The organism is Kitasatospora sp. NPDC029367 (assembly GCF_055569135.1).
Map to the genome: position 1 here is coordinate 13,984 of NZ_JBVHYH010000053.1, position 22,084 is coordinate 36,067.

Consider the following 22,084-nt stretch of genomic DNA (forward strand, 5'->3'; position numbering starts at 1 on the left):
CCACGGTGTGAGAGCGGGCCCGGACGGCCCTCAGTGGTCCAGACCATTGGCGAGGGCCAGCGCGGCCGCGACCTCCGCCTCCCCGGCCGGCAGCAGCGGCAGCCGTACGTCCGGGGTCGGGATCCGGCCCTGGGCGTGCAGCACGCCCTTGGTCACCGTCGGGTTCGGGGCCGTGAAGGCGGACAGCGCCAGCCCGGTCAGCCGGTGCCCCAGCTCCCGGGCCCGCTCGACGTCCCCGGCCCGCCAGGCCTCGTACAGCTCGACGAAGCGGGCGGTCGCCAGGTGCGCGGAGGCGAGGATGCCGCCCGCCGCGCCCAGCGCCAGCATCGGCGACAGGAAGGCGTCCTCCCCGGTGAGGAAGGCGAACCCGGCCGGGGCGTCGGCAAGCAGCTCGGCCGCCGTCTGATCCAGCCCGCCGGTCGCGTACTTGACGCCCACCACCCCGTCGATCGCGGCCAGTTCGCGCAGCGCGGCGGTGGAGAGCTGCTGCCCGGTGCGGTACGGGATGTGGTAGACGACCAGCGGCAGCGGGCTGCCCGCGGCCAGCGCCCGGAAGTGCGCGACCGTCCCGGCCTCGCCGGCCCGGACGAAGGCGGGCGTGGTGACCAGCGCCGCCGCCCCCGGCACCCGCGCGCCGAGCACGGCCAGCGCCTCGCCGACGGCCCGGGTGTCGCCGCCGGAGGCGCCGACGGTCAGCTGCGCCCCGCGCTCCGCGCAGGCGGCCGCGGCGACGCCGACCACCGCGTCCCGCTCCTCGGCGGTGAGCGCGGCGGGCTCGCCGGTGGTGCCGAGCGCGACCAGGCCGGCCGCCCCGGCGTCCAGCACCTCGTACGCGAGCTTCTCCAGCGCGTCGAGGGCGACGGAGCCGTCGGCGGCGAAGGGGGTGACCAGGGGGACGTGGATGCCCTTGAGTTCCATACCGACGATCCTGCGGCCCGTCGATCGCCCGGGTCCAGTTCACATGTGTGACGCTTCTCGTAAGCTGAGCCGATGCTCGACGTCCGACGACTGCGCCTGCTGCGCGAACTCGCCCACCTCGGCACCATCGCGGCCGTCGCCGAGGCCCTGTCGTTCAGCGCCTCCGCGGTGTCCCAGCAGCTGTCCGTCCTGGAGAAGGAGGCCGGCGTCCCGCTGCTGGAGCGCACCGGGCGGCGGGTCACCCTCACCCCGGCCGGCCGGGGCCTGGTCCGCCACGCCGAGTCCGTACTGGCCCTGCTGGAACAGGCGGACGCCGAACTCGCCCACGCCAAGCGGGGGTTGGCCGGTCCGCTGCGGATCGGCACCTACCCCTCGGCGGCCCGCGCGATCATCCCGGCGGTGCTCGCCGGGCTGGCCTCCTGGCACCCGGACCTGGAGCCGATGGTCACCGAGGTGGACCCTGCGGCCGTCGGCGCGGCGCTGCGCGCGGGCGAGCTGGACGTGGCGCTGGTGCACGAGTACGACCTCGTCCCGGCCGACCCGGAACCGGGCCTGGCCGTGACCCGCCCGGTCTTCACCGAGCCGATGTACCTGGCCGCCCGCACCCCGGCGGTGCTCGCCGAGCAGCGCGGTGCGCCGTGGATCACCTCCCCGCCGGGCACGCTCTGCCACACCATGGCCGTCCGCGCCTGCGAGGCGGCGGGCTTCGCACCCCGGATCCGGCACCAGATCGACGACTTCACCACGGTGCTCTCGCTGGTCGCCGCGGGCCAGGGGGTGGCCCTGGTCCCCCACCTGGGCACCGCCGGGGCCCCGCCCGGCGTGGTCCTCACCAGGCTGGCGATGTACCGCCGCACCCGCGCCGCCTTCCGGGCCGGCGCGGGCTCCCACCCGGCCATCTCGGCCTTCGTCTCGGCCCTCCACACGGCCGTCCCGCCGGGGCTGGGCAGCGGGGGCTGACGAACACCCCGCCGCCCAGCCTCCCCGCTAGACCGCCAGGCAGCTCGGCCCGAGCAGCTGCTTCAAGTCCCCGTACAGCGCCGGGTCGGACTTCACCCGGTGCCGGTCCAGCCGCAGCACCGTGGTCTTGGTGGGCCCCTCCAGCCGCACCCGCACCTCGGTCGTGCCCTTGTGGTGGGTCAGCACCTCGCTGAGCCGGGCGACCAGCGGCGGGGTGACCTTCCCGGTCGGGATGTTGATGGTGATCGGCGCCTCGGCGTGGGCGTTCGACAGGTCCGGGACGGACAGCTCCATGCCCATCAGTCGCGGCACGTCCTCCCGCTTGTCCAGCTTGCCGCGCACGAACACCACGGCGTCCTCGACGAGTTGGGAGGAGACCAGTTGGTAGCTGGCCGGGAAGAACATGCAGTCGATCGAGCCCGCCAGGTCCTCGACGGTGGCGATCGCCCAGGCGTTGCCCTGCTTGGTCATCTTCCGCTGGAGGCCCGAGATGATGCCGCCGATGGTGACGATCGTCCCGTCCGGCCGCTCCGCGAGGTCCGCGATCGCGCAGTCCGCCTTGTCGGCGAGCACGTGCTCGATGCCGTGCAGCGGGTGCGAGGAGACGTACAGGCCGAGCATCTCCCGCTCCTGGGTGAGCAGGAAGGACTTCTCCCACTCCTCCTCGGAGAACACCACGTCCAGCCCGAAGCTCGGCTCGTCCGAGGCGGTGTCGCCGCCGAAGAGGTCGAACTGGCCCTCGGCCTCCTTGCGCTTCACCCCGACGACGTTGTCGATCATCGGCTCGAACTGCGCGCTCAGGCCCTTGCGGGTGTGCCCGAGGGAGTCGAACGCCCCGGCCTTGATGAGGGATTCGACGGTCCGCTTGTTGCAGACCACCGACTCCACCTTCTCCAGGAAGTCCGGGAAGGAGCTGAACTTCCCCTTCGCCTTCCGGGTGCGGATCATCGACTCGACCACCGGCCCGCCGACGTTGCGGATGGCGGTCAGGCCGAACCGGACGGTGTCGCTGCCGTGCGGCGTGAAGTCCGAGTCCGACTCGTTGACGTCCGGCGGCAGCACCTGGATGCCCATCTTGCGGCACTCGTTGAGGTAGACCGCCGACTTGTCCTTGTCGTCCTTGACGGAGGTGAGCAGCCCGGACATGTACTCGGCCGGGTAGTTGGCCTTGAGGTACGCCGTCCAGTACGAGACCAGCCCGTACCCGGCGGTGTGCGCTTTGTTGAACGCGTAGCCGGAGAAGGGGACGAGGACGTCCCACACCGCCTGGATGGCCGCGTCGGAGTAGCCGCGCTCGCGGCAGCCCTTCTGGAAGGGGACGAACTCCGCCTCCAGGATCTCCTTCTTCTTCTTGCCCATCGCGCGGCGCAGCAGGTCGGCCTGGCCGAGTGAGTAGCCGGCCAGGATCTGCGCGGCCTTCTGCACCTGCTCCTGGTACACGATCAGGCCGTAGGTGGGCCGGAGCACCTCCTCCAGGGGCTTCTCCAGCTCCGGGTGGATCGGGGTGATCTCCTGCTGCCCGTTCTTGCGCAGCGCGTAGTTGGTGTGGGAGTTGACGCCCATCGGGCCCGGTCGGTACAGCGCGAGGACGGCGGAGATGTCCTCGAAGTTGTCGGGCTTCATCAGGCGCAGCAGCGAGCGCATCGGCCCGCCGTCGAGCTGGAAGACGCCGAGCGTGTCGCCGCGGGCGAGGAGTTCGTAGGTCGGCTTGTCGTCGAGGGGCAGCTCAAGAAGGTTGATCTTGATGCCCTTGTTCTTCTCGATCGCCTTGACGGCGTCGTCCATGATCGTCAGGTTGCGCAGGCCGAGGAAGTCCATCTTGAGGAGGCCGAGGCCCTCGCAAGTGGGGTAGTCGAACTGCGTGATGGTGACGCCGTCGGTGTGCCGGGTCCAGACCGGGATGTGGTCGGTCAGCGGCTCGGCGGACATGATGACGCCGGCCGCGTGCACGCCGGGCTGGCGGATCAGGCCCTCGATGCCGCGCGCGGTGTCGATGACCTTCCGGACGTCCGGGTCGTTCTCGTACAGCGCGCGGATCTCGCCCGCCTCGCTGTAGCGGGGGTGGCTGCTGTCCGTGATGCCGGAGAGCGGGATGCCCTTGCCCATGACGTCCGGCGGCATCGCCTTGGTGATCCGGTCGCCCATCGCGTACGGGTAGCCGAGGACCCGGGAGGAGTCCTTGATGGCGGCCTTCGCCTTGATGGTGCCGTAGGTGACGATCATGGCGACCTTGTCGGACCCCCATTTCTCCGTCACGTACCGGATCACGTCACCGCGCCGGCGCTCGTCGAAGTCGATGTCGACATCGGGCATGGAGATGCGCTCGGGGTTGAGGAAGCGCTCGAAGATCAGGCCGTGCGGGATCGGGTCGAGGTCGGTGATGCCCATCGCGTAGGCGACCAGCGAACCGGCCGCCGAACCGCGGCCCGGGCCCACCGCGATGCCCTGGCTCTTCGCCCACATGATGAAGTCGGCGACCACGAGGAAGTACGCCGGGAACCCCATCTGGATGATGGTGTCCATCTCGTACTCGGCGAGCTTCTTGTGCTCCTCGTCGTACCCGTTCGGGAAGCGCCAGTCCATGCCCTCCCAGACCTTGGACTTGAAGAAGTCCGCCTCGGACTCGAAGCCCTCCGGGATCGGGAACCGGGGCATCAGGTTCTTGAACTTGAACATGCCCTCGGTGTCGACCCGGGAGGCGACCAGCAGCTGGCTGTTGCGGCAGCCCTCCTGCCAGGCGTCCGAGGAGTCCAGCGCGTACATCTCGGCGGCGGACTTGATGTAGTAGCCGGTGCCGTCGAAGCGGAAGCGGTCCGGGTCCGAGAGGTTCTTGCCGGTCTGCACGCAGAGCAGCAGGTCGTGGGCGCCGGCGTCGGCCTCGGTGGTGTAGTGCGAGTCGTTGGTGACCACCGGCGGGATGTCCAGCTTCCGGCTGATCTCCAGCAGCCCGTCGCGGACCCGCTTCTCGATCTCCAGGCCGTGGTCCATCAGCTCCAGGAAGTAGTTCTCCTTGCCGAAGATGTCCTGGTAGTCGGCCGCGGACTTGAGTGCCTCCTCGAACTGCCCCAGCCGCAGCCGGGTCTGCACCTCGCCGGACGGGCAGCCGGTGGTGGCCATCAGGCCGCCGGACAGCTCGGAGATCAGCTCCTTGTCCATCCGGGGCCACTTCACCAGCCAGCCCTCGGAGTAGGAGCGCGAGGTCAGCTTGAAGAGGTTGTGCAGGCCCTCCTTGTTCCGGGCCCAGATGGTCTTGTGGGTGTACGCGCCGGACGCGGAGACGTCGTCCCGCTTCTGGTGCGGCTGGCCCCACAGGATGCGCTTGGTGTTGGAGCGGGACTCGGGGGCGACGTACGCCTCGATCCCGATCACCGGGGTGATCCCGGCCTCGGTCGCCTGCTTGTGGAACTCGGCGGCGCCGTACATGTTCCCGTGGTCGGTCATCGCGACGTGGGTCTGCCCCAGCCGCTCGACCTCCTTGAACATCTGCTTCAGCCGGGCGGCACCGTCCAGCATCGAGTACTCGGTGTGAACGTGCAGATGCGCGAACGGCTGATCGCTCAAGGCGGGGCCTCCGGAGGCTCTGGTGCTGATCTGGCGGGCCGGCGAACGCGCAGGTCACAGGGGGAGAAAGCCCTGGAAATGGAGGTGGCCCGGAACGCCTCTCGGGGTCCGGACCGTCACTCACGCGTTCACCCGTCCACTCTAGCCCGCCCGCCCCTGGAGAGGGCCACCCCGGCGCCTGCGCGGAGCGCCGTTTCCTCCCCCGGATCGTCCTGCGGCGCAACGTTTCGCCGCTGCCACCGCATCAGGGTGGTGGGAGGGGTCACGGGGAGGGGAGGGCCGCACCGCCGGGTGCGTCGATTCGAGTACGTAGCGAATAATTCCCCCGAATTCATTGAGTTCGTATGCGATTCTCCTTCTCGAAGGCCCGGCGACCATCTGTTGCAAGGCCGTGACAGTCCCGGCCGAAAAGTCGTTCGCCCAGCGAGGACCGACGGTTAGCATTCCGGAATGGAATCGAAACTCCCGCCGATACGAAATTCCTCCGACCGTGCCGATACCGCCGATACCCGGCCGGCCCGCAGGTCGCCGCTCCGGCTGGCCCGTCTCGGTGCGACCTTCGTGGGTGTGAGCGTCGTGTCCGGCGTGCTGCTGGCGGGCCTGGTGCTGCCGGTCGCCGGAGGCGTCGGGCTGACCGCCAAGAGCACCGCGGAAGGCTTCGACGACATTCCCGACGACTTCAAGACCCCGCCGCTCACCCAGGCCACCCAGATCTTCGACGCCAAGGGCGGCCTGATCGCCAAGGTCTACGAGCGCGACCGCACCGTCCTCACCGCCGACCAGATGTCGCCGTACATGCGGCACGCCCAGGTGGACATCGAGGACGCCCGCTTCTACGAGCACGGCGCCGTCGACCTCAAGGGCGTCCTGCGCGCGCTCGGCAAGAACGCGGAGAAGGGCACCGCCGCCGAGGGCGCCTCCACCCTCACCCAGCAGTACGTCAAGAACGTCAACGTGGAGAACGCCGGCGAGAACAAGGACGCCGTCAAGGAGGCGCAGCGCAAGACCCTGGGCCGCAAGATCCAGGAACTCAAGATCGCGATCAAGCTGGACGAGGAACTGCCGAAGGAGCAGATCCTCACCAACTACCTCAACATCACCTTCTACGGGAACGGCGCCTACGGCGTGGAGGCCGCCTCCCAGCGCTACTTCTCCAAGAGCAACAAGGACCTGACCGTCGCCGAGGCCGCCACCCTCGCCGGCCTGGTGCAGAACCCCTCCCAGTACGACCCGAAGCTGCACCCGGTGGCCGCGCAGAAGCGCCGGGACACCGTCATCGACAAGATGCTGGAGAACAAGCACATCACCGCCGACCAGGCGGCCGAGGCGAAGGCCGCCCCGCTGGGCCTCAAGTACAAGGACCCGCAGAACGGCTGCATCACCGCCAAGGCCGGCATGGGCTTCTTCTGCGACTACGTGCGCCATGTGGTCAAGCAGGACCCGGTGTTCGGCAAGACCGCCGAGGACCGGAAGAAGTTCTGGGACAAGGGCGGCCTGAACATCTACACCACGATGGACCCGGACAAGCAGGCCGCGGCCCAGAACGCGGTGAGCGGCAACGTGAAGGTCACCGACACCGTCTCCGCCGCCGCCACCATGGTCGAGCCCGGGACGGGCAAGATCGTCGCCATGGCCCAGACCCGCCCGTACGGCCTGGACACGACCAAGAACCAGACCGTCGTCAACCTCAACGTCGACCAGGCGATGGGCGGCGGCGCCGGCTTCCAGCCCGGCTCCACGTTCAAGCCGATCGTCGCGGCCGCGGCCCTGGAGGCCGGCCTGCCGCCGACCCAGGAGTACTCGGCGCCGAACAAGCTCGAGTACCCGACGATGAAGACCTGCGAGGGGACCTGGCGCAACGACGGCCACCCCAGGACGGTGGTGCCCAACGAGTCCGTGAACGAGAAGGGCCCGTACCAGCTCAAGATGGCGATGGCCCTCTCGGTCAACACCTACTTCGTGCAGATGGAGCAGGACATCGGCCTCTGCGCGGTCAAGCAGATGGCCAACAAGTTCGGCATTACCACCAAGGCCAGCGGCAAGCCGCTGGAGGAGGTCCCGGCGATGGCGCTGGGCGTCGAGGAGATGAGCCCGCTCACCATGGCGAACGTCTACGCGACCTTCGCCGCCGAGGGCACCCACTGCGACCCGGTCGCCATCACCAGGATCACCACGGTGGAGGGCAAGGACGTCCCCGCCCCGCCCGGCCACTGCGAGAAGGTGTTCTCCGACTCGACGGCCCGGGCGATGAACACCGTCCTGAACGGGGTGACCGAGAACAAGGGCACCGGTGCCGCGCTCAACCTGAAGGACGGTCGGCAGATCGCGGGCAAGACCGGCACCTCGGACCACAAGAAGGCCGCCTGGTTCAACGGTTACACCCCGCAGCTGGCCACCGCGGTCTGGCTGGGCGGCCCGGCCGGCGGTGTCGAGATGCGCAACATCACCATCAACGGCGACTTCCACACCGAGGTGTTCGGCGCCGACGGCCCGGGTCCGATCTGGCGGGACGCCATGAACGACGCCCTGCGCGGCACGCCCAAGCAGTCCCTCCCGATGGCCGACATCCCCGACCCGGCCCCGCCGAAGCCCGACCCGAGCAGCACCGGGACGGGCACGACCCCGCCGTCCGGCCCCCCGTCCGGCTCCCGGACCGGCGCCCCGTCCGACGACAACTGACCGCTGCCGGCCGACCGCACCCCCACCCCGGCGGCCCCTCACTCCCCGAGGGGCCGCCGGCTCGACCGGCCGGCGGCCCGCCCTCAGTCCCCCCGGTAGTACAGCTCGATCGGCACCCGCGCCTCCTCGAACAGCGCCGGCCCCTCCTGCGCCACCACCGGCCAGGCCCCGGACGCCGGATTGAGCTCCACCAACTGCTCGGTCGCGAGCGCGTACACGACCCGCCCGATCCCCGACCGGACCAGCGCCCCCGTGCACATCCCGCAGGGCTGGCAGCTGGTGTACATGGTGGTACGGGCGGCCGCCTCCTCGTCCAGCTCCCGGGCCGCCCACCGGGCGAGCTTCAACTCCGGGTGCGCCGTGATGTCGTCGTCCCGCCGGACGGTGTTGTGCGCCTCGGCGAGCACCGTCCCGTCCGCCCCGGCGAGCAGCGAGCCGTACGGTGCGTCGCCCGACTCCACGGCCCGGGCCGCGATTCCGATCGCGCGCCGCAGCAGCGCCTCGTCGGCAGTCGTGATCACGCCGTCCTCCTCCATTCCTCGGCCACGGCCGTCAGGGCGCGCCACGCCGTCTCGGGGTGGCGGGTCTCCTCCGGGTCCGCATGGTACGGGTCCAACACCACGGCCTCCGCGCCGAGTCGGCGCAGTTCCCGCAGGTCGTCGACGACCTGGGCCAGGCTGCCGACCCCGGCGGGCCGGTCCGGGTCGTCGTGCGGCCCGTCGGTCAGCCGCAGCGCGATCCGCGGGGCGAAGCCCGGCAGTTCGTGGCGGGTCACCACCGACCGCATCCGGGCCAGCGGCAGCCGCAGCGGGTGCCAGGCGTCGCCGAGCTCGGTCACCCGTCGGATCGCCGCCTCGCTGTGGCCGCCGACCCAGACCGGGGCGGCGGCGCCCTCCCCCTGCTTCGCCCACGCGTCCCGCACCGCCCGCAGGTACTCGTCCGTGAGCCGCCCCCGCGCCCCGAACGGCACCCCGAGGGCCTCGAACTCCTGCCGCGCCCAGCCGACTCCGACGCCGAGCACGAAGCGCCCGCCGCTGAGCCGGTGCAGGCTGGTGGCCATCCGGGCCACCAGCAGCGGGTGCCGGTACGGCATCACCAGGACGGTGGTGCCCAGCCGCATCCGCCCGTCGCTCACCCCCGCCAGCCAGGACAGCGTGGCGAAGGGGTCGTAGAAGGGCTCCGGGTAGCGTTCGGCCACGTCCGCCGTCACGGCGACGTGGTCCGACACCATCAGCAGGTCGAACCCGAGGCTCTCCACCACCCGCGCCCAGTCGCGCAGCATGCCGGGGTCGGTCCCCGGCCCGAAGTTCGGTACGTTGACGCCTAGTTGCATGCCATGAGGCTATTCCCGGCCGCATCCGGCAGGGAACCCGATGATCACGGCAGAACCAGCCCCCGGCCGTGAATCCCCCGGTAAAATCGCGGAATGGCCGTGAACCTCGACGACACCGACTGGGCGATCATCGACCAGCTCCAGCAGGAGGCCCGGATCTCGCTCAGCGAGCTGGGCCGCCGGGTCAACCTCAGCCCGTCCGCCACCACCGAGCGGGTGCGGAACCTGGAGTCGCTGGGCGTGATCACCGGCTACCACGCCAGCGTCGACCTCTCCAAGGTCGGCTACCCGGTGCTCGCCGTGGTCCGCCTCAAGTACCCGGGCAACCGCCACCAGCCGCTGCACCACCTGCTCTCGGAGCGCCGCGAGATCCTGGAGTGCCTGCGCACCACCGGCGACGACTGCTACACCCTCAAGGTGGCCGCGACCTCCATGGAACACCTGGAGACCCTGATCGACTCGCTGGCCGGCTTCGGCTCCACCACCACCAGCGTCGTCTACAGCCAGACCCTCCCCCGCCGCGGCCCGGCCCGCCCCTGACCGCACCCGCCCGCCACGGCACCCGCCCGTAACAGCAACCGCAACAGAAACCGTGGCGAACGGTCAGCCGACCGCCACCCGGCCGATCTCCGCCGCCACCGCCGCCGGCTCGGCGGGGACCGTCACCTGCGCGACCCCGTCCAGCCCGGCGTGCGCACCGACCCGTACGGACCGCTCCGCGTTCCGCAGCAGGTCGAGGTCGTTGATGTCGTTGCCGAAGGCGACGTACTCCGCGATCCCCAGCGACCGCAGCGCCTCCCACTTGTTCGTCGCCCCCGGCGCGAAGTCGATGATCGCCTCGTCCAGGTGGTGGTTGACGGTCAGTCCGAGCCCCCGGCCGACCTCGGCCAGCCCGGCCGGGTCGGCGCCGCCGACGACCAGGAACTTGACCACCTCGGGCAGTTCGGCCAGCTCGACCCGCCGGGCCAGCCCGCCCTGGTCCACCCGGCCGCGGATCGGGTGGTCCGCCGGCCCGGTGTACGCGTAGTCCCAGGGCCCGTCCGCGAGATACGTCGCCCCGTGCCGCCCGACCGCCTCCATCAGCGCCCCGAACCCGGCGGCCCGGAACGCGGCCCGGGCCTCCACCCGCCCGTCGACGGACACCAGGCTGCCGTTCCCGCCGATCAGCACCGCACCGGGGAACGCCCCGCCGAGCACCGGCAGCAGGTCCCGCACCGGTCGCGCGGAGGCGAACACCAGCCGGAACCCGGCCCGCTCGCACTCCCCGATCGCGTCCAGGATGCGCCGGTCGATCGTCCGCCCGTCGAAGCAGAGCGTGCCGTCTATGTCGAAAACCACCGTGCGGGAGCGAAGTTCAGCCATTACCGGATGATATCCACCGGACGGATCGTGGCCGCACCGCCACCGGAGCCCGGGCGCCCCCGGCCGTCCGCGACCGTCCGTCCGCGACCGGCCGTCTCCGTCCCCGGCGCTACGCCTCCAGGTCCGCCAGGAAGTCCAGCGCCGCCACCCAGGCCCGCTCGGCGGCCTCCGCGTCGTAGTCGTCCAGGTCCGGGTCGGTGAACTGGTGCCCGGCGCCCTGGTAGCGGTGCACCTCGACCTCCGCGCCCGCCCGCAGCATCCGCAGGTACCAGGCGTTCAGCCAGTCCTCCGGCTCGAACGGGTCCGGCTCCGCCATGTGCAGCTGGACGGGGACGGAGGTCACCGCGTCCTCGCGCAGGTCCGAGGTGCCGTGCAGGAGTAGCAGCCCGCGCGCCTTCTCGTCGGCCAGCGCCAGGTTCTGCGCGATCGCGCCGCCGAGCGAGAACCCGGCGTACACCAGCCCGCCCTCGGAGAGCGGGGCGGAGGCCGCGACCGCGCGCCGGAGCAGTTCGTCGCCGCCGCCGATCTCCTCCTGGTACGCCTGGGAGGCCTCGTTGTCGTCGAAGGTGCGCCCTTCGAACAGGTCCGGCGTGTGCACGGTGTGCCCGGCGGCGCGCAGCCGGTCGGCGGCGGCCCGTACGGCCGGGCTCAGGCCGTGGGCGGAGTGGAAGAGGACGATCTGGGCCACGGTTCGGGTCCTTCGACGAACGAGTTCAGGGATACCCACCCATGATCCCGCACCCGGCGGCGAACCCCTCACCACGAGGCCCGTCAGCCCTGCGGGCTCCAGGCCGCCACCAGCGCGAGTAGCCCCGGGAAGCGGGCGTCGAGGTCCTCGACCCGCACATGGCTGCGGCGCTCCAGCCCGTACTGCCGTTGGCGCGTGACCCCCGCCTCGCGCAGCGCCTTGAAGTGGTGGGTGAGCGAGGACTTGGGCCGGTCGAGGCCGAACCAGCCGCAGGAGTGGTCGTAGTCCTCGGACTCCAGCAGGAGCTTGCGCACGATCGTCAGCCGCAGCGGGTCGCTGAGCGCGCCCAGCACGGTCTCCAGCCGCAGCTCGTCGCGGCCCGGCTCGGGCAGCGGTTCGGGCAGGCCGGACGGCTCGGGGAGCACCTTGACGGCGGGTGCGGCAGCGGCGCTCGTCGGCATCGGCACGGTCCTCAACTCCTCAACTCCTCGACTCCACCGGCCCGACGGCCCGCGAGGCGATCCCGGATTTCAGTACGACTCCAATCGTACTGGATGCTAAGTTCGACTCAACTCGTACAGCTGCGGAGCCCCGCAGCCCGCCTCGGGAGGGACCCGTCATGCCCGCAACCAGGACCACCCCGGCCGCCACCACCCCGACCCCGGAGGCCATCGCCCCCAACCCACCCGCCGCCACCCCGACCCCACCCGCCCCCCGATGGTGGATCTGGCTCGCCGCCTGGCCGGTCACCGCCGTCTTCGTCCTGTCCAACGCCGCCACCCCGCTGTACGGGCTGTGGCAGCACGACATCGGCTTCTCCAAGGGCACCCTCACCGTGGTGTTCGCGTGCTACATCGCCGGCCTGATCGGCTCGCTGCTGGTCTCCGGCGTGCTCTCCGACCGGATCGGCCGCAAGCCCGTCCTGCTGCCCGCCCTGGCGCTCGCCCTCGCCGCCTGCCTGGTCTTCGGTACCGCCACCAGCGTCGCCGCACTGATCGTGGCGCGGCTGTTCACCGGCATCGCGGTCGGCGCCGTCGTCTCGGCCGGAATGGCCGCGGTGACCGACGTCGCCGGGCCGGAGCGCAGGCGGACCGCCGCCCTGCTCGCCTCCTGCGCGATGGTCTTCGGCGCCGGACTCGGCCCGCTGCTCGCCGGCCTGCTCTCCGAGCTGGCCCCCGCGCCGACCGGTACCGTCTTCGCGGTCGAGGCCGTGCTGCTGGCCGCCGCGGTGCTGGTCGTACTGCGGATGCCGGTGCCCCGCCCGGAGTCCCGCGGCCGCGGCCCCTGGATCCGGGTGCCCGGGGTCCCGCGCGGCAACGGCCGCCGACTCGCCCTCGGCATCGCGGTGTTCGCGCCGGGCATCACCGCGACCTCGTTCGTGCTCTCGCTGGGCCCCTCCCTGCTGTCCGGCCTGCTCGGCAGCACCAACCGGATCGTCGCCGGGGCGATGGCCTTCGTGATGTTCCTCGTCGCGACCGGGGTGCAGTTCGCCGTCCAGCGGCTGCGCCGTCGCGGCATCCTGACGGCCGGTGCGGCGGCGACCGCACTGAGCATGGCCGCCCTGGTCACCGCCGTGCACACCGGGAGCCCGGCGGCGCTGGTCCTCGCCGCCCTGCTGGCCGGCGCCGGCCAGGGCGCGGGCCAGCTCGGCGGCCTGTCACTGCTGAACAGCGGGGTTGCGCCGCAGCGCCTCGCCGAGGCCAACGCCGCGCTCAACGTGGGCGGTTACCTCCCGGCCGGCCTGCTGCCCGTCTCGGCCGGCTTCCTCAGCGACGCGGTGGGCCTGACCACCGGCGCCACGGTCTTCGGCGCCGTCCTGCTGGGCCTGGCCGTCCTCGGCGGCCTGCTGGTCCTCACCACCGGGCGCGGGGTGACCGACCCGGCCTGACGGTCCGGGAGGCACTCCCGGAGCACCCCCTCCCATGGAGGAAGCTTTGCAACAACATTCCATCCCGATGGTATGTATGGGCTGTCGCGACGAGGGAGGGCAGTGGCATGGCACAGCAGGAACGGGCGCGCCGCACAAGGGAGAAGGTCCTGACGGCGGCGGCCGAGATCTTCGCCGCCCAGGGCTACGAGAGCACCACGCTGAACACCGTGGCCGACCGCATCGGCATGACCAAGGGCGCGCTCTACGGCCACTTCCCCTCGAAGGCCTCGCTGGCCCGGGCCCTGATCCAGGAGTCCCGGAGCACCTGGGCGAGCCTGCGGACCGAGTACGACACCCCGGGCGCCGACCCCGCCGGGGCCCTCGAAGGCATCATGGTCGCCCTCGCCGACCGGCTGCGCTCCGACCTCCGGCTGCGCGCCGCGCTCCGGCTCGCCGCGGACTGCCCCGACCTGGCGAACTCCCCCGACGACGTCCTCGCCGAGATGCACGTCTCGCTGACCGACCTGGTCCGCCGGGCCCAGCGCGACAGCGGCTTCCCCGCCCACAGTGCTTCCCTGGTGGCCGAGTTGCTGCTGACCGTGATCCGCGGACTGCTGAACACCCGTACGGAGGGCGCCGAAGGGGACGTGACCGGCACCCGCACCCCCGGCGGGGAGCCGCTGTGGCGCCTCCTCTTCGACGCCCTGTCCGGCACCCCGGCCCCCGCGCTCCCCTGACCCTGACGCCCCTGACCCCGACACCCGGCTGAACCGAACGCCCCACCGGCCGAGCCCCCGCTACGACACCACGTCCTTGCGGGCGAACCCCCGGAACGCCAGCGCCAACAGCACCACCGCGTACGACAGCGACAACGACACCCCCTGCACCATGCCGCCCCACTCCAACTGCGGCTGCAGGGCGTCCGCCCAGGCGTACTGCCAGTGCGCCGGCAGCCACTCCCGCAGGTCGCCCAGGGCCGTGACGGCGTCCAGCACCCCGGTGATGATCGACAGGAACACCGCCCCGCCGACCGCCCCCAGCGGCGCGTCCGTCGCCGTCGACAGCCAGAACGCCAGCGCCGCGATCACCAGCTCGCTCAGGAACACGAACGCCACCGCGATCGCGATCCGGGGCAGTGCCTCCCCGGCCGGCAGGCTGGCCCCGGCGGGCAGCTTGAGGTCCCCCCACCCGTACGCCACCGTGCCCACGACCAGTCCGATCGCGGGCAGCATGACGATCGCGACCGCCGAGAACGCCAGCCCGACCGCGAACTTGCGCACCAGCAGCCGCGCCCGCGGCACCGGCGCGGCCAGCAGGTAGCGCAGCGAGGACCAGCTGGCCTCGGAGGCCACGGTGTCCCCGCAGAACAGCGCGACGGGGATCACCAGCATGAAGCCGGTGCCGACGAACAGCATGGTGACGGCGAAGTTGGCGCCCGAGGCGGTGGCCAGGTCGATGAAGGTGGTCCGGTCGGGGCGCCCGGGGGTGCCGCCGATCTGGAACGCCGCCAGGATGACGAACGGCATCGCGGCCAGCACCCCGCCGATCACCATCGTGCGGCGACGGCGCAGCTGCCGCATCGCCTCGACCCGCAGCGGCAGGGTCCGGCTCGCCCGGTACCCCTGCGCATGGTCCGTCGGGACGGGCCCGGCCCCGGCCGGGACCCGATCCGTAGTACCGGCGCTCACGCCGCACCTCCGATCAACGACAGGAACGCGTCCTCCAGGCGCCGCTGCGGTCCGGCACTCTCCACCGGCACCCCCAGCCGCACCAGCTCCGCCAGCAGCTCGCTCGCGGCGAGCCCGTCCAGCCGGACCAGCAGCCCGCCCGCGACGGCCTCCGCCGAGCCGACCCCGGCCAGGGCTCCCACCTTCTCGACCACCGACTCCGGGTCGCAGCCCGCGGCCACGCCGATCATCAGCAGCTCACCCGCGCCGATGATCTCGCCGACCGGCCCGGCCGTGACCAGCCGCCCGCGGTCCATCACCACCAGGTCGGTGCAGCTCTGCTCGACCTCGGCCAGCAGGTGGCTGGACACGATGACGGTCCGGCCGGCGGCCGCGTACCGGATCATCACCTCGCGCATCTCGCGGATCTGCGGCGGGTCCAGCCCGTTGGTCGGCTCGTCCAGGATCAGCAGGTCCGGCATCCCGAGCATCGCCTGCGCGATGGCGAGCCGCTGGCGCATGCCCTGGGAGTACGTCCGCACCGCGCGGTCCAGCGCCTCGCCGAGCCCGGCGATCGCCAGCGCCTCGTCGAAGCGGGCGTCGGCCTCCGGGCGCCCGGTGGCCTGCCAGTACAGCCGCAGGTTGGCCCGCCCGGTGAGGTGCGGCAGGAAGCCCGCGCCCTCCACGAAGGCGCCGACCCGCGAGAGCACCGGCGCCCCGGGGCGGATCAGGTGCCCGAAGACCCGGACCTCCCCGGCGTCGGGCCGGATCAGTCCCATCAGCATGCGCAGCGTGGTGGTCTTGCCCGCCCCGTTCGGACCGAGCAGGCCGAGCACCTGGCCCTGCTCCACCCGGAAGCCCAACTCCCGTACCGCGTAACGGTCCTGGGAGCCCTTGTAGCGCTTGCTCAGGCCGCTGATGCGCAGCGGCACCCCGGCCAGCTCCGGATCGAACTCCGGCCCCGACGGCCCCGACGGCCGCGACGACCCCGACGGCCCAGACGACCCCGACAGCCGACCGGCCGCCAGGCGCCGCCGCAGCAACGGCACCAGCACCAGCCCGGCGGCCACCACCACGGCGACCACCGGCAGCAGCCAGGTCCGCGCGGGCAGCGGCGCCGCCTCGGTGACCAGCTCCTCGACGGTCGGCGCGGCGAGCGCCCCGGCCACCGCCACCCGGTAGGTCGCCGGTTCGACCGGCGAGGCGTACGCCAGGTCGGTGGCCGCCAGCACCAGCCGCAGCCGGTGCCCGGCCGGGAAGTCGTGGTCCACCGCGGGCAGTTGGACGGTCACCGTCCTCCCGCCGTCCGCGTCCGCGCCGGTCACCCGCAGCGGGGCCGCCAACTGCTGCGGCAGCACCGCCTTGCCGTCCGGCCCGACGTCGTACAGCTTGGCGAACAGCACCGCGTCCGGCCGGTCGGCCTTCACCCGCACCGCTACGGTCGGCTGCCCGGTCAGGTGCAGCGACTTCTCCAGCGGCGCGGATTCGAAGGTGGCGTTCTGCCCGGGGAAGTCCAGTGAGAGCCCGGCCCCGAGCGAGGCCGCCTGGCTCAGCGCGCCGATCCCCGGCAGCGTCGAGATTCCCGGCGGCGCCCCGCCGGGCGGGTTGGCGACGGGCTTCTCCCCGCCGGTCAGCTCGACGGAGCGGGTGCCCGTCCCGCCGAGCCCCGGGTACCGGTCGGCGTCGGCGCCGCGCAGCACGGCCTGGAAGCCGGTCGAGTCGACCCCGCCGGTCCGGGTCACCCGGAACTGCGGCCCGGTGTCGTTGCCGCGCCCCTTGAGGTAGTGGTCGAACCAGGCGGTGACCCGGTCGTCCACCCGGGCGCTGGTGTCCGTCCCGCCGTCGTGCCCGCCCGCGAACCAGTCCACCGAGACGGGCGCGCCGTTGGCGGCGACGGCCCGGGCGATCCGGTCGCCCTGGTCGAGCGGGAACAGCGAGTCCTGCTGCCCCTGCACCACCAGGGTGGGGGCCTTGAGCTGCGCCGCCACCGAGGACGGGCTGGACCTGTCCAGCAGCGCGACGGCCTCCGGATCGGCGTGCCCGGCGGTCGCCACCCGGTCGTACATCTGGCAGAGCGAGTCCAGGAACCGCCCGCAGCCCACCTGCCCGTCGGCCGGGGCCGCACCCGGGGCGGCACCCGGCCCGGCCCCGTCCCCGCTCCCACTCCCACTCCCGGTGGTGGCCCCACTGCGCGGCGCACCGCCCGAGGGCCCGAGGTCCCCGGCCGAGCCGGTGGTGAAGAAGATCCCGGCCCACAGCTTCTTGAACACGCCGTCCGCCGCGCCCGAGCCCTGCACCCCCTGGGGGAACAGCGCGTCTGCCAGGTTCCACCAGGTGATCTGGGTGGCCACCGCGTCGATCCGGTGGTCGTAGGCCGAGGCCAGCAGCGAGATCGCCCCGCCGTACGAGGCCCCGGTGATCCCGACCCTGGGGTCGCCGGGCCCGTCCAGCTTCACCTCGGGCCGCTGGGCGAGCCAGTCCACCAGGTGCTTGACGTCCTCGACCTCCCGGTCGGGCGCGTTCAGCCCGATCTTCCCGCCGGAGTGCCCGAAACCGCGCGCGGACCAGGTCAGCACCGCGTAGCCCTGCCGGGCCAACTGCTGGGCGCGGTCCCGTTCGCCCTCCTTGGAGCCGCCGAAGCCGTGCGCGAGCAGGACGGCGGGTCGCGGGGCGCTGCCGGTGGTGAAGAAGGAGGTGTCCAACTGGACCTGCTGGGTGCTGCCGGGCGTCTCCGGCATGCTGAGGAAACGATCCTCCTCACGGACCGACTGCTCGCCGTCGGACGCCACCGCCACCGTGCCCACCCCGGCGACCGCCACCAGGGCCACCGCCCCGGCGAGCAGCCTGCGCCGCACCGACGTTCCCCGTCCGCGCCATCGACGCCATGCCCCACCGAGCTCCATGGGGGCTGATCGTATCCGCCGCCGGGGTAGGCGCCCGATAAAGCCACCACCCCTTTTCGTCCGGTTCCACCCGCTAAACGCCGGTATCGTACGGCTCACCCGCCTCTCCCCCATCGAGAAGGTCCCCGTGCTCTGGCCGCTGATCACCCTGCTCGCCACCGTCGCCGCCACCCTCGCGGTCGGCTGGACCGTCGACCAGGCCCTCCAGCGGATCAGCGCCGGCCACCCGGAGGCCCCGGTCTGGGCACTGCTCCGCCGCTGCCGGATCCCGCTCCAACTCGCCGTCGTCTCAGCCCTGTTGCTCGCCGCCAACCCACTGAGACGGATCTTCCACCGGACCGCGGACGAGGGCTCCCGCCACCTGCTCCTGCTGCTCCTGATCGCCTCCCTCGGCTGGCTCACCGTCCGGGTGGCGGCCGCCGCCCTGGAGGCGCTGCTCCGCCGGTACGAGACGGTCTCCGACGACCCGGCCCGGGTGCAGCGGGTGCGCACCCAGATCGGCATGCTGCGCCGGGTGATCAGCGCGGTGATCGTCGTGGTCACCCTCGCCGTGATGCTGCTGACCTTCTCCGCGATGCGCACCGTCGGCGCCAGCCTGCTCGCCTCGGCCGGCCTGATCGGCATCGTGGCCGGCATCGCCGCCCAGAGCACCCTGGGCAACTTCTTCGCCGGCCTGCAGATCGCCTTCGGCGACACCGTCCGGATCGGCGACACCGTGGTGGTGGACGGCCAGCAGGGCACCGTCGAGGAGATCACCCTCTCCTACCTGGTGGTCCGGCTCTGGGACTACCGCCGGCTGGTCGTCCCGGTCTCCTACTTCGTCAACAAGCCCTTCGAGAACTGGACCCGCCGCGACCCCGGCCTGCTCGCCGCCGTCCTGCTCCACCTCGACCACACCACCCGGGTCGACGAGCTCCGCGCCACCCTGCACACCCTGCTGGAGCGGCACCCCCGCTGGGACGGCGAGGAGTGGGCCCTCGTCGTCACCGACACCACCCCCAGCACCATCCTCGTCCGCGCCACCATGACCGCCCGCACCCCCGACGACGCCGCCCAACTCCGCTTCGACATCCGCGAACAGCTCATCGCCCACCTGCGAGACGGGCACCCCCACGCCCTCCCCCGCCTCCGCACCACCCCCGACTGACCCCGCGCGCCCTCCAAACACGAATCCCCGCGCCCCTCTCGGGACACGGGGATTCGCACGATCCGCCCTCAGATCGCCTTCGTCATCGTCCGGTGCGGAATCCCGGCGTCCTCGTACACCGGCCCCTCCGCCGCGTACCCCAGCCGCTCGTAGAACCCGAGCGCCTGCACCTGCGCGTGCAGCTCGACCTCGACGGCCCCGCGCTCACGCCCGGCCGCCTCGATCGCCCGGACGAGGTCCGCCCCGAGCCCCGTCCCCCGCGCCGCCGCCACCACCGCGAGCCGCCCGAGCAGCACCCGGCCCTCGACACCCCCGGTCAGCTCCAGCGCCTCGGCGCCGAAGATCAGCCGCCCGGTCCCGAGCCCGGCCCCGTCCGCGCCCACGGCCAGCACGTGCACCGAGGTCGCGTCGTACGCGTCGTACTCCAGCTCCTCCGGCACGTTCTGCTCGACCACGAACACCTCGCGCCGGATCGCCCGGACCAGCTCCAGGTCCGCCTCGCCCTCGGCGACCCGGACCCGTACCGAGACGGTCATCTCAGCTCTCCGCCGCGATGATGTCCAGCGCCTTCTGCAGGTCGGCCGGGTACTCGCTGCTGAACTCGACCCACTGCCCGTCCGACGGGTGCTCGAAGCCGAGCGAGACGGCGTGCAGCCACTGCCGGGTCAGCCCCAGCCGCTTGGCCAGCGTCGGGTCGGCGCCGTACGTCAGGTCGCCGACGCAGGGGTGGCGCAGCGCCGACATGTGGACGCGGATCTGGTGGGTGCGGCCGGTCTCCAGCTTGATCGCCATCAGGGAGGCCGCCCGGTACGCCTCGATCAGGTCGTAGTGGGTGACGGACGGCTTGCCGTCGCGGGTCACCGCCCACTTCCAGTCCGAGCTGGGGTGGCGCCCGATCGGCGCGTCGACGGTGCCGCTCAGCGGGTCCGGGTGGCCCTGGACCAGCGTGTGGTAGCGCTTGTCGGTGATCCGGTCGTGGAACTGCCGCTTGAGGTCGGTGTAGGCCCGCTCGGACTTGGCGACGACCATCAGGCCCGAGGTGCCGACGTCCAGCCGGTGCACGATGCCCTGGCGCTCGGCGGCGCCGGAGGTGGAGATCCGGTAGCCGGCCGCGGCGAGTCCGCCAATGACGGTGGGGCCGGTCCAGCCGGGGCTCGGGTGCGCGGCGACGCCGACCGGCTTGTCGATCAGCACGATGTCGTCGTCGTCGTGGACGATCCGCATGCCCTCGACCGGCTCGGCCACGATCTGCACCGGGGCGGCGGGGGCGGGGATCTCGACCTCCAGCCAGGAACCGGCGGTCACCCGGTCCGACTTGCCGGCCACGGCGCCGTCGAGCGTCACCTTGCCGTCGGCGGCCAGCTCCGCGGCCTTGGTCCGGGAGAAGCCGAACATCCGGGCGAGGGCGGCGTCGAGACGCTCGCCCTCCAGGCCGTCGGGAACGGGGAGGCTGCGGATCTGCGCTGCGGTACTCACCCGTACGAGTATGCCGGAAACCCGCCGCGCCCCTTCCCGCTCGCTGCTCCGGGCAGCGGCCGGAGGGCTACTTCCCGTTCTTCTCCGCCTGCTGGTGGACGGTCCCGTCCGGGTTGCTGCCGCGGAAGGAGAGCAGCACCACGAGGATGCCGCCGCAGACGATCGCCGAGTCGGCGAGGTTGAAGACCGCGAAGTGCTGGACCGAGATGAAGTCCACGACGTGGCCGCGGAAGACGCCCGGCGCGCGGAACAGCCGGTCGGTGAGGTTGCCGAGGGCGCCGCCGAGCAGCAGCCCGAGCGCGATCGCCCACGGGAGGCTGTACAGCCGGCGGGCGATCCGCCAGATCACCACGATGACGGCGGAGGCGATCATGGTGAAGACCACGGTCAGCGCCTGGCCCATGCCGAAGGCGGCGCCGGAGTTGCGGATCACCTGGAGGGTGACGACGTCACCGACCACCTTGATCGCCGCGTGGTTCTCCAGCTTGGCGACGACCAGCAGCTTGCTGGCCAGGTCGATCAGGAACGCGAGGACGGCGACGACCAGCAGCACCCCGATCCGGCGCGGGCCCTTGGGCTTCTCCACCGCCGTGGCACCACCGGCGACCGTAGTGTCACCGGCGGGAGCCGACTCGCCGCCCGCGGGCCCGCTGGACTCGGCCACGGCCACCTCCACGCCATCGGCGGGGTTCGGGACGGCCTCGTCCCGGGTCTGGGGGGAACCTTGCGTACTGATGATCCGCTCCGCTGCCGATGTGAGCCGATGAGGGCCTGAACGCGTCCGTACCGACGGGTCAGGCGAGGTTACGGGGTCGAGCGTACGGCAAGCCCGACCCCCCGCGTCGCCCCGGTCGCCCGGCCCGCCGGTCCGGTCGGCGGACTTCCTCAGCGGCGTTCCTGCTTGGCCTTGCACTGCACGCAGAGCGTGGCCCGGGGGAAGGCCTGCATCCGGGCCTTGCCGATGGCCTGCCCGCAGGACTCGCAGGTGCCGAAGCCGACGCCCTCCAGCCGCTCCAGCGCGCGCTCGGTCTGGGCGAGGCTGTCCCGCGCGTTGTTGGCGAGCGCCAGCTCGCTCTCCCGCGAGATGTTCTTCGTACCGGCGTCCACCTGGTCGTCGCCCGCTCCGTCGTTGGAGTCGCGCATCAGGCCGGCGATGGCGGCGTCGGCGGCGTCGATCTCGCCGCGCAGCCGCTCCAGGTCGTTGATCAGCTCGTCGTGCAGTTCGTGGACCTCCTCCGAGGTCCAGGGGTCCTCGCCGGGCCGGACGGGCAGCGTGGCCGGGTCGACCGCCTCCGCGCCGCGCGGCACGGTGACGGTGTCGGTGCTGGTGTTCTGAGGTGCGGTAGTGGTCACGGTCCCCTCCCCTGGATCGGCCGCCACGGCCTTGCGTGCCCGCTTGGTGGCGGTACCCGCGCCGGTTGCTTTCTCAGCCATGGCTTCGACCCCATCTACGAACGAATCGAGCCGCCGGTTCCCGGCGGCTTCCAGTGCCGGAACGATAATCCCGATCAAAACCGGTC

Annotated in this window: 19 protein-coding genes; 6 read left to right on the plus strand and 13 right to left on the minus strand. The window is 72.3% G+C overall.

Annotation, left to right across the window (positions count from 1 at the left end):
* Nucleotides 1-30: 30 nt before the first annotated feature.
* Nucleotides 31-918, minus strand: a complete 888-nt coding sequence (locus ACZ4W5_RS25725) for a dihydrodipicolinate synthase family protein (RefSeq protein ID WP_465657162.1) — start codon at nucleotides 916-918, stop codon at nucleotides 31-33.
* A 72-nt stretch (nucleotides 919-990) separates the two neighbouring features.
* Between ACZ4W5_RS25725 and ACZ4W5_RS25730 the strand changes: the two genes are divergently transcribed.
* On the plus strand, nucleotides 991-1,878 hold the full coding sequence (locus ACZ4W5_RS25730) for a LysR family transcriptional regulator (RefSeq protein ID WP_360244420.1): 888 nt from the start codon (nucleotides 991-993) through the stop codon (nucleotides 1,876-1,878).
* Between the two features lie 27 nt (nucleotides 1,879-1,905).
* On the opposite strand, the gene dnaE is transcribed toward ACZ4W5_RS25730, so the two are convergent.
* On the minus strand, nucleotides 1,906-5,439 hold the full coding sequence (gene dnaE / locus ACZ4W5_RS25735) for a DNA polymerase III subunit alpha (protein ID WP_360244423.1): 3,534 nt from the start codon (nucleotides 5,437-5,439) through the stop codon (nucleotides 1,906-1,908).
* Between the two features lie 567 nt (nucleotides 5,440-6,006).
* On the opposite strand from dnaE, the gene ACZ4W5_RS25740 reads away from it, so the two are divergent.
* Complete coding sequence (locus ACZ4W5_RS25740) at nucleotides 6,007-8,118, plus strand: transglycosylase domain-containing protein (protein ID WP_465657164.1); 2,112 nt, start codon at nucleotides 6,007-6,009, stop codon at nucleotides 8,116-8,118.
* Between the two features lie 83 nt (nucleotides 8,119-8,201).
* Here ACZ4W5_RS25740 and ACZ4W5_RS25745 read toward each other — a convergent pair whose 3' ends face one another.
* Both ACZ4W5_RS25745 and ACZ4W5_RS25750 read right to left on the minus strand, forming a co-directional pair.
* Nucleotides 8,202-8,639 (minus strand): nucleoside deaminase, encoded by a 438-nt coding sequence (locus tag ACZ4W5_RS25745; RefSeq protein ID WP_465657165.1) that lies wholly within the window; start codon nucleotides 8,637-8,639, stop codon nucleotides 8,202-8,204.
* A complete protein-coding gene (locus tag ACZ4W5_RS25750) occupies nucleotides 8,636-9,451 on the minus strand; it encodes an LLM class flavin-dependent oxidoreductase (protein WP_465657167.1) in 816 nt (271 codons plus the stop codon). Before ACZ4W5_RS25750 ends, ACZ4W5_RS25745 begins: the two co-directional genes overlap by 4 nt.
* A 93-nt stretch (nucleotides 9,452-9,544) precedes the next feature.
* Between ACZ4W5_RS25750 and ACZ4W5_RS25755 the strand changes: the two genes are divergently transcribed.
* Nucleotides 9,545-9,991 (plus strand): Lrp/AsnC family transcriptional regulator, encoded by a 447-nt coding sequence (locus ACZ4W5_RS25755; RefSeq protein WP_465657169.1) that lies wholly within the window; start codon nucleotides 9,545-9,547, stop codon nucleotides 9,989-9,991.
* Between the two features lie 63 nt (nucleotides 9,992-10,054).
* On the opposite strand, the gene ACZ4W5_RS25760 is transcribed toward ACZ4W5_RS25755, so the two are convergent.
* The 3 genes from ACZ4W5_RS25760 to ACZ4W5_RS25770 form a co-directional block, all read right to left on the minus strand.
* On the minus strand, nucleotides 10,055-10,813 hold the full coding sequence (locus ACZ4W5_RS25760) for an HAD family hydrolase (RefSeq protein WP_360244438.1): 759 nt from the start codon (nucleotides 10,811-10,813) through the stop codon (nucleotides 10,055-10,057).
* Nucleotides 10,814-10,922: 109 nt separating this feature from the next.
* Entirely contained in the window at nucleotides 10,923-11,501 is a 579-nt protein-coding gene (locus tag ACZ4W5_RS25765) for a dienelactone hydrolase family protein (protein ID WP_465657170.1), read from the minus strand.
* 83 nt (nucleotides 11,502-11,584) lie between these two features.
* Nucleotides 11,585-11,962: an ArsR/SmtB family transcription factor gene (locus ACZ4W5_RS25770; RefSeq protein WP_402483297.1), complete on the minus strand. Its 378-nt coding sequence runs from the start codon at nucleotides 11,960-11,962 to the stop codon at nucleotides 11,585-11,587.
* A gap of 158 nt (nucleotides 11,963-12,120) precedes the next feature.
* On the opposite strand from ACZ4W5_RS25770, the gene ACZ4W5_RS25775 reads away from it, so the two are divergent.
* Both ACZ4W5_RS25775 and ACZ4W5_RS25780 read left to right on the plus strand, forming a co-directional pair.
* Nucleotides 12,121-13,389, plus strand: coding sequence for an MFS transporter (locus ACZ4W5_RS25775; protein ID WP_465657172.1), 1,269 nt, complete (start codon nucleotides 12,121-12,123; stop codon nucleotides 13,387-13,389).
* 107 nt (nucleotides 13,390-13,496) lie between these two features.
* Nucleotides 13,497-14,108 carry a TetR family transcriptional regulator gene (locus tag ACZ4W5_RS25780; protein WP_465657174.1) on the plus strand — a complete coding sequence of 204 codons (612 nt, stop codon included), beginning with the start codon at nucleotides 13,497-13,499 and terminating at the stop codon, nucleotides 14,106-14,108.
* Nucleotides 14,109-14,168: 60 nt separating this feature from the next.
* Here ACZ4W5_RS25780 and ACZ4W5_RS25785 read toward each other — a convergent pair whose 3' ends face one another.
* Entirely contained in the window at nucleotides 14,169-15,059 is an 891-nt protein-coding gene (locus ACZ4W5_RS25785; RefSeq protein WP_360244450.1) for an ABC transporter permease, read from the minus strand.
* Entirely contained in the window at nucleotides 15,056-17,941 is a 2,886-nt protein-coding gene (locus tag ACZ4W5_RS25790) for an alpha/beta fold hydrolase (protein WP_465657175.1), read from the minus strand. Before ACZ4W5_RS25790 ends, ACZ4W5_RS25785 begins: the two co-directional genes overlap by 4 nt.
* A 127-nt stretch (nucleotides 17,942-18,068) precedes the next feature.
* Here ACZ4W5_RS25790 and ACZ4W5_RS25795 point away from each other — a divergent pair, with 127 nt between their 5' ends.
* Nucleotides 18,069-19,088, plus strand: coding sequence for a mechanosensitive ion channel family protein (locus ACZ4W5_RS25795; protein WP_465657177.1), 1,020 nt, complete (start codon nucleotides 18,069-18,071; stop codon nucleotides 19,086-19,088).
* 68 nt (nucleotides 19,089-19,156) lie between these two features.
* On the opposite strand, the gene ACZ4W5_RS25800 is transcribed toward ACZ4W5_RS25795, so the two are convergent.
* The 4 genes from ACZ4W5_RS25800 to ACZ4W5_RS25815 all read right to left on the minus strand — a co-directional run bounded on the left by ACZ4W5_RS25800 (nucleotide 19,157) and on the right by ACZ4W5_RS25815 (nucleotide 21,917).
* Nucleotides 19,157-19,624 (minus strand): GNAT family N-acetyltransferase, encoded by a 468-nt coding sequence (locus ACZ4W5_RS25800; RefSeq protein WP_360244459.1) that lies wholly within the window; start codon nucleotides 19,622-19,624, stop codon nucleotides 19,157-19,159.
* A gap of 1 nt (nucleotide 19,625) precedes the next feature.
* Complete coding sequence (locus tag ACZ4W5_RS25805; protein WP_360244462.1) at nucleotides 19,626-20,564, minus strand: RluA family pseudouridine synthase; 939 nt, start codon at nucleotides 20,562-20,564, stop codon at nucleotides 19,626-19,628.
* Between the two features lie 67 nt (nucleotides 20,565-20,631).
* Nucleotides 20,632-21,303 (minus strand): signal peptidase II, encoded by a 672-nt coding sequence (lspA, locus tag ACZ4W5_RS25810; protein ID WP_465657199.1) that lies wholly within the window; start codon nucleotides 21,301-21,303, stop codon nucleotides 20,632-20,634.
* A 146-nt stretch (nucleotides 21,304-21,449) separates the two neighbouring features.
* Nucleotides 21,450-21,917 (minus strand): TraR/DksA family transcriptional regulator, encoded by a 468-nt coding sequence (locus ACZ4W5_RS25815; protein ID WP_360244465.1) that lies wholly within the window; start codon nucleotides 21,915-21,917, stop codon nucleotides 21,450-21,452.
* Nucleotides 21,918-22,084 lie beyond the last annotated feature (167 nt).

What these genes read in the sequence shown, in the direction of transcription:
- ACZ4W5_RS25790 (WP_465657175.1), bottom strand. Translation starts at nt 17,941, where the DNA reads ATGGAGCTCGGTGGGGCATGGCGTCGATGGCGCGGACGGGGAACGTCG.
- ACZ4W5_RS25750 (WP_465657167.1), bottom strand. Translation starts at nt 9,451, where the DNA reads ATGCAACTAGGCGTCAACGTACCGAACTTCGGGCCGGGGACCGACCCC.
- ACZ4W5_RS25755 (WP_465657169.1), top strand. Translation starts at nt 9,545, where the DNA reads ATGGCCGTGAACCTCGACGACACCGACTGGGCGATCATCGACCAGCTC.
- ACZ4W5_RS25775 (WP_465657172.1), top strand. Translation starts at nt 12,121, where the DNA reads ATGCCCGCAACCAGGACCACCCCGGCCGCCACCACCCCGACCCCGGAG.
- ACZ4W5_RS25800 (WP_360244459.1), bottom strand. Translation starts at nt 19,624, where the DNA reads ATGACCGTCTCGGTACGGGTCCGGGTCGCCGAGGGCGAGGCGGACCTG.
- ACZ4W5_RS25770 (WP_402483297.1), bottom strand. Translation starts at nt 11,962, where the DNA reads ATGCCGACGAGCGCCGCTGCCGCACCCGCCGTCAAGGTGCTCCCCGAG.
- ACZ4W5_RS25730 (WP_360244420.1), top strand. Translation starts at nt 991, where the DNA reads ATGCTCGACGTCCGACGACTGCGCCTGCTGCGCGAACTCGCCCACCTC.
- ACZ4W5_RS25760 (WP_360244438.1), bottom strand. Translation starts at nt 10,813, where the DNA reads ATGGCTGAACTTCGCTCCCGCACGGTGGTTTTCGACATAGACGGCACG.
- ACZ4W5_RS25725 (WP_465657162.1), bottom strand. Translation starts at nt 918, where the DNA reads ATGGAACTCAAGGGCATCCACGTCCCCCTGGTCACCCCCTTCGCCGCC.
- ACZ4W5_RS25780 (WP_465657174.1), top strand. Translation starts at nt 13,497, where the DNA reads ATGGCACAGCAGGAACGGGCGCGCCGCACAAGGGAGAAGGTCCTGACG.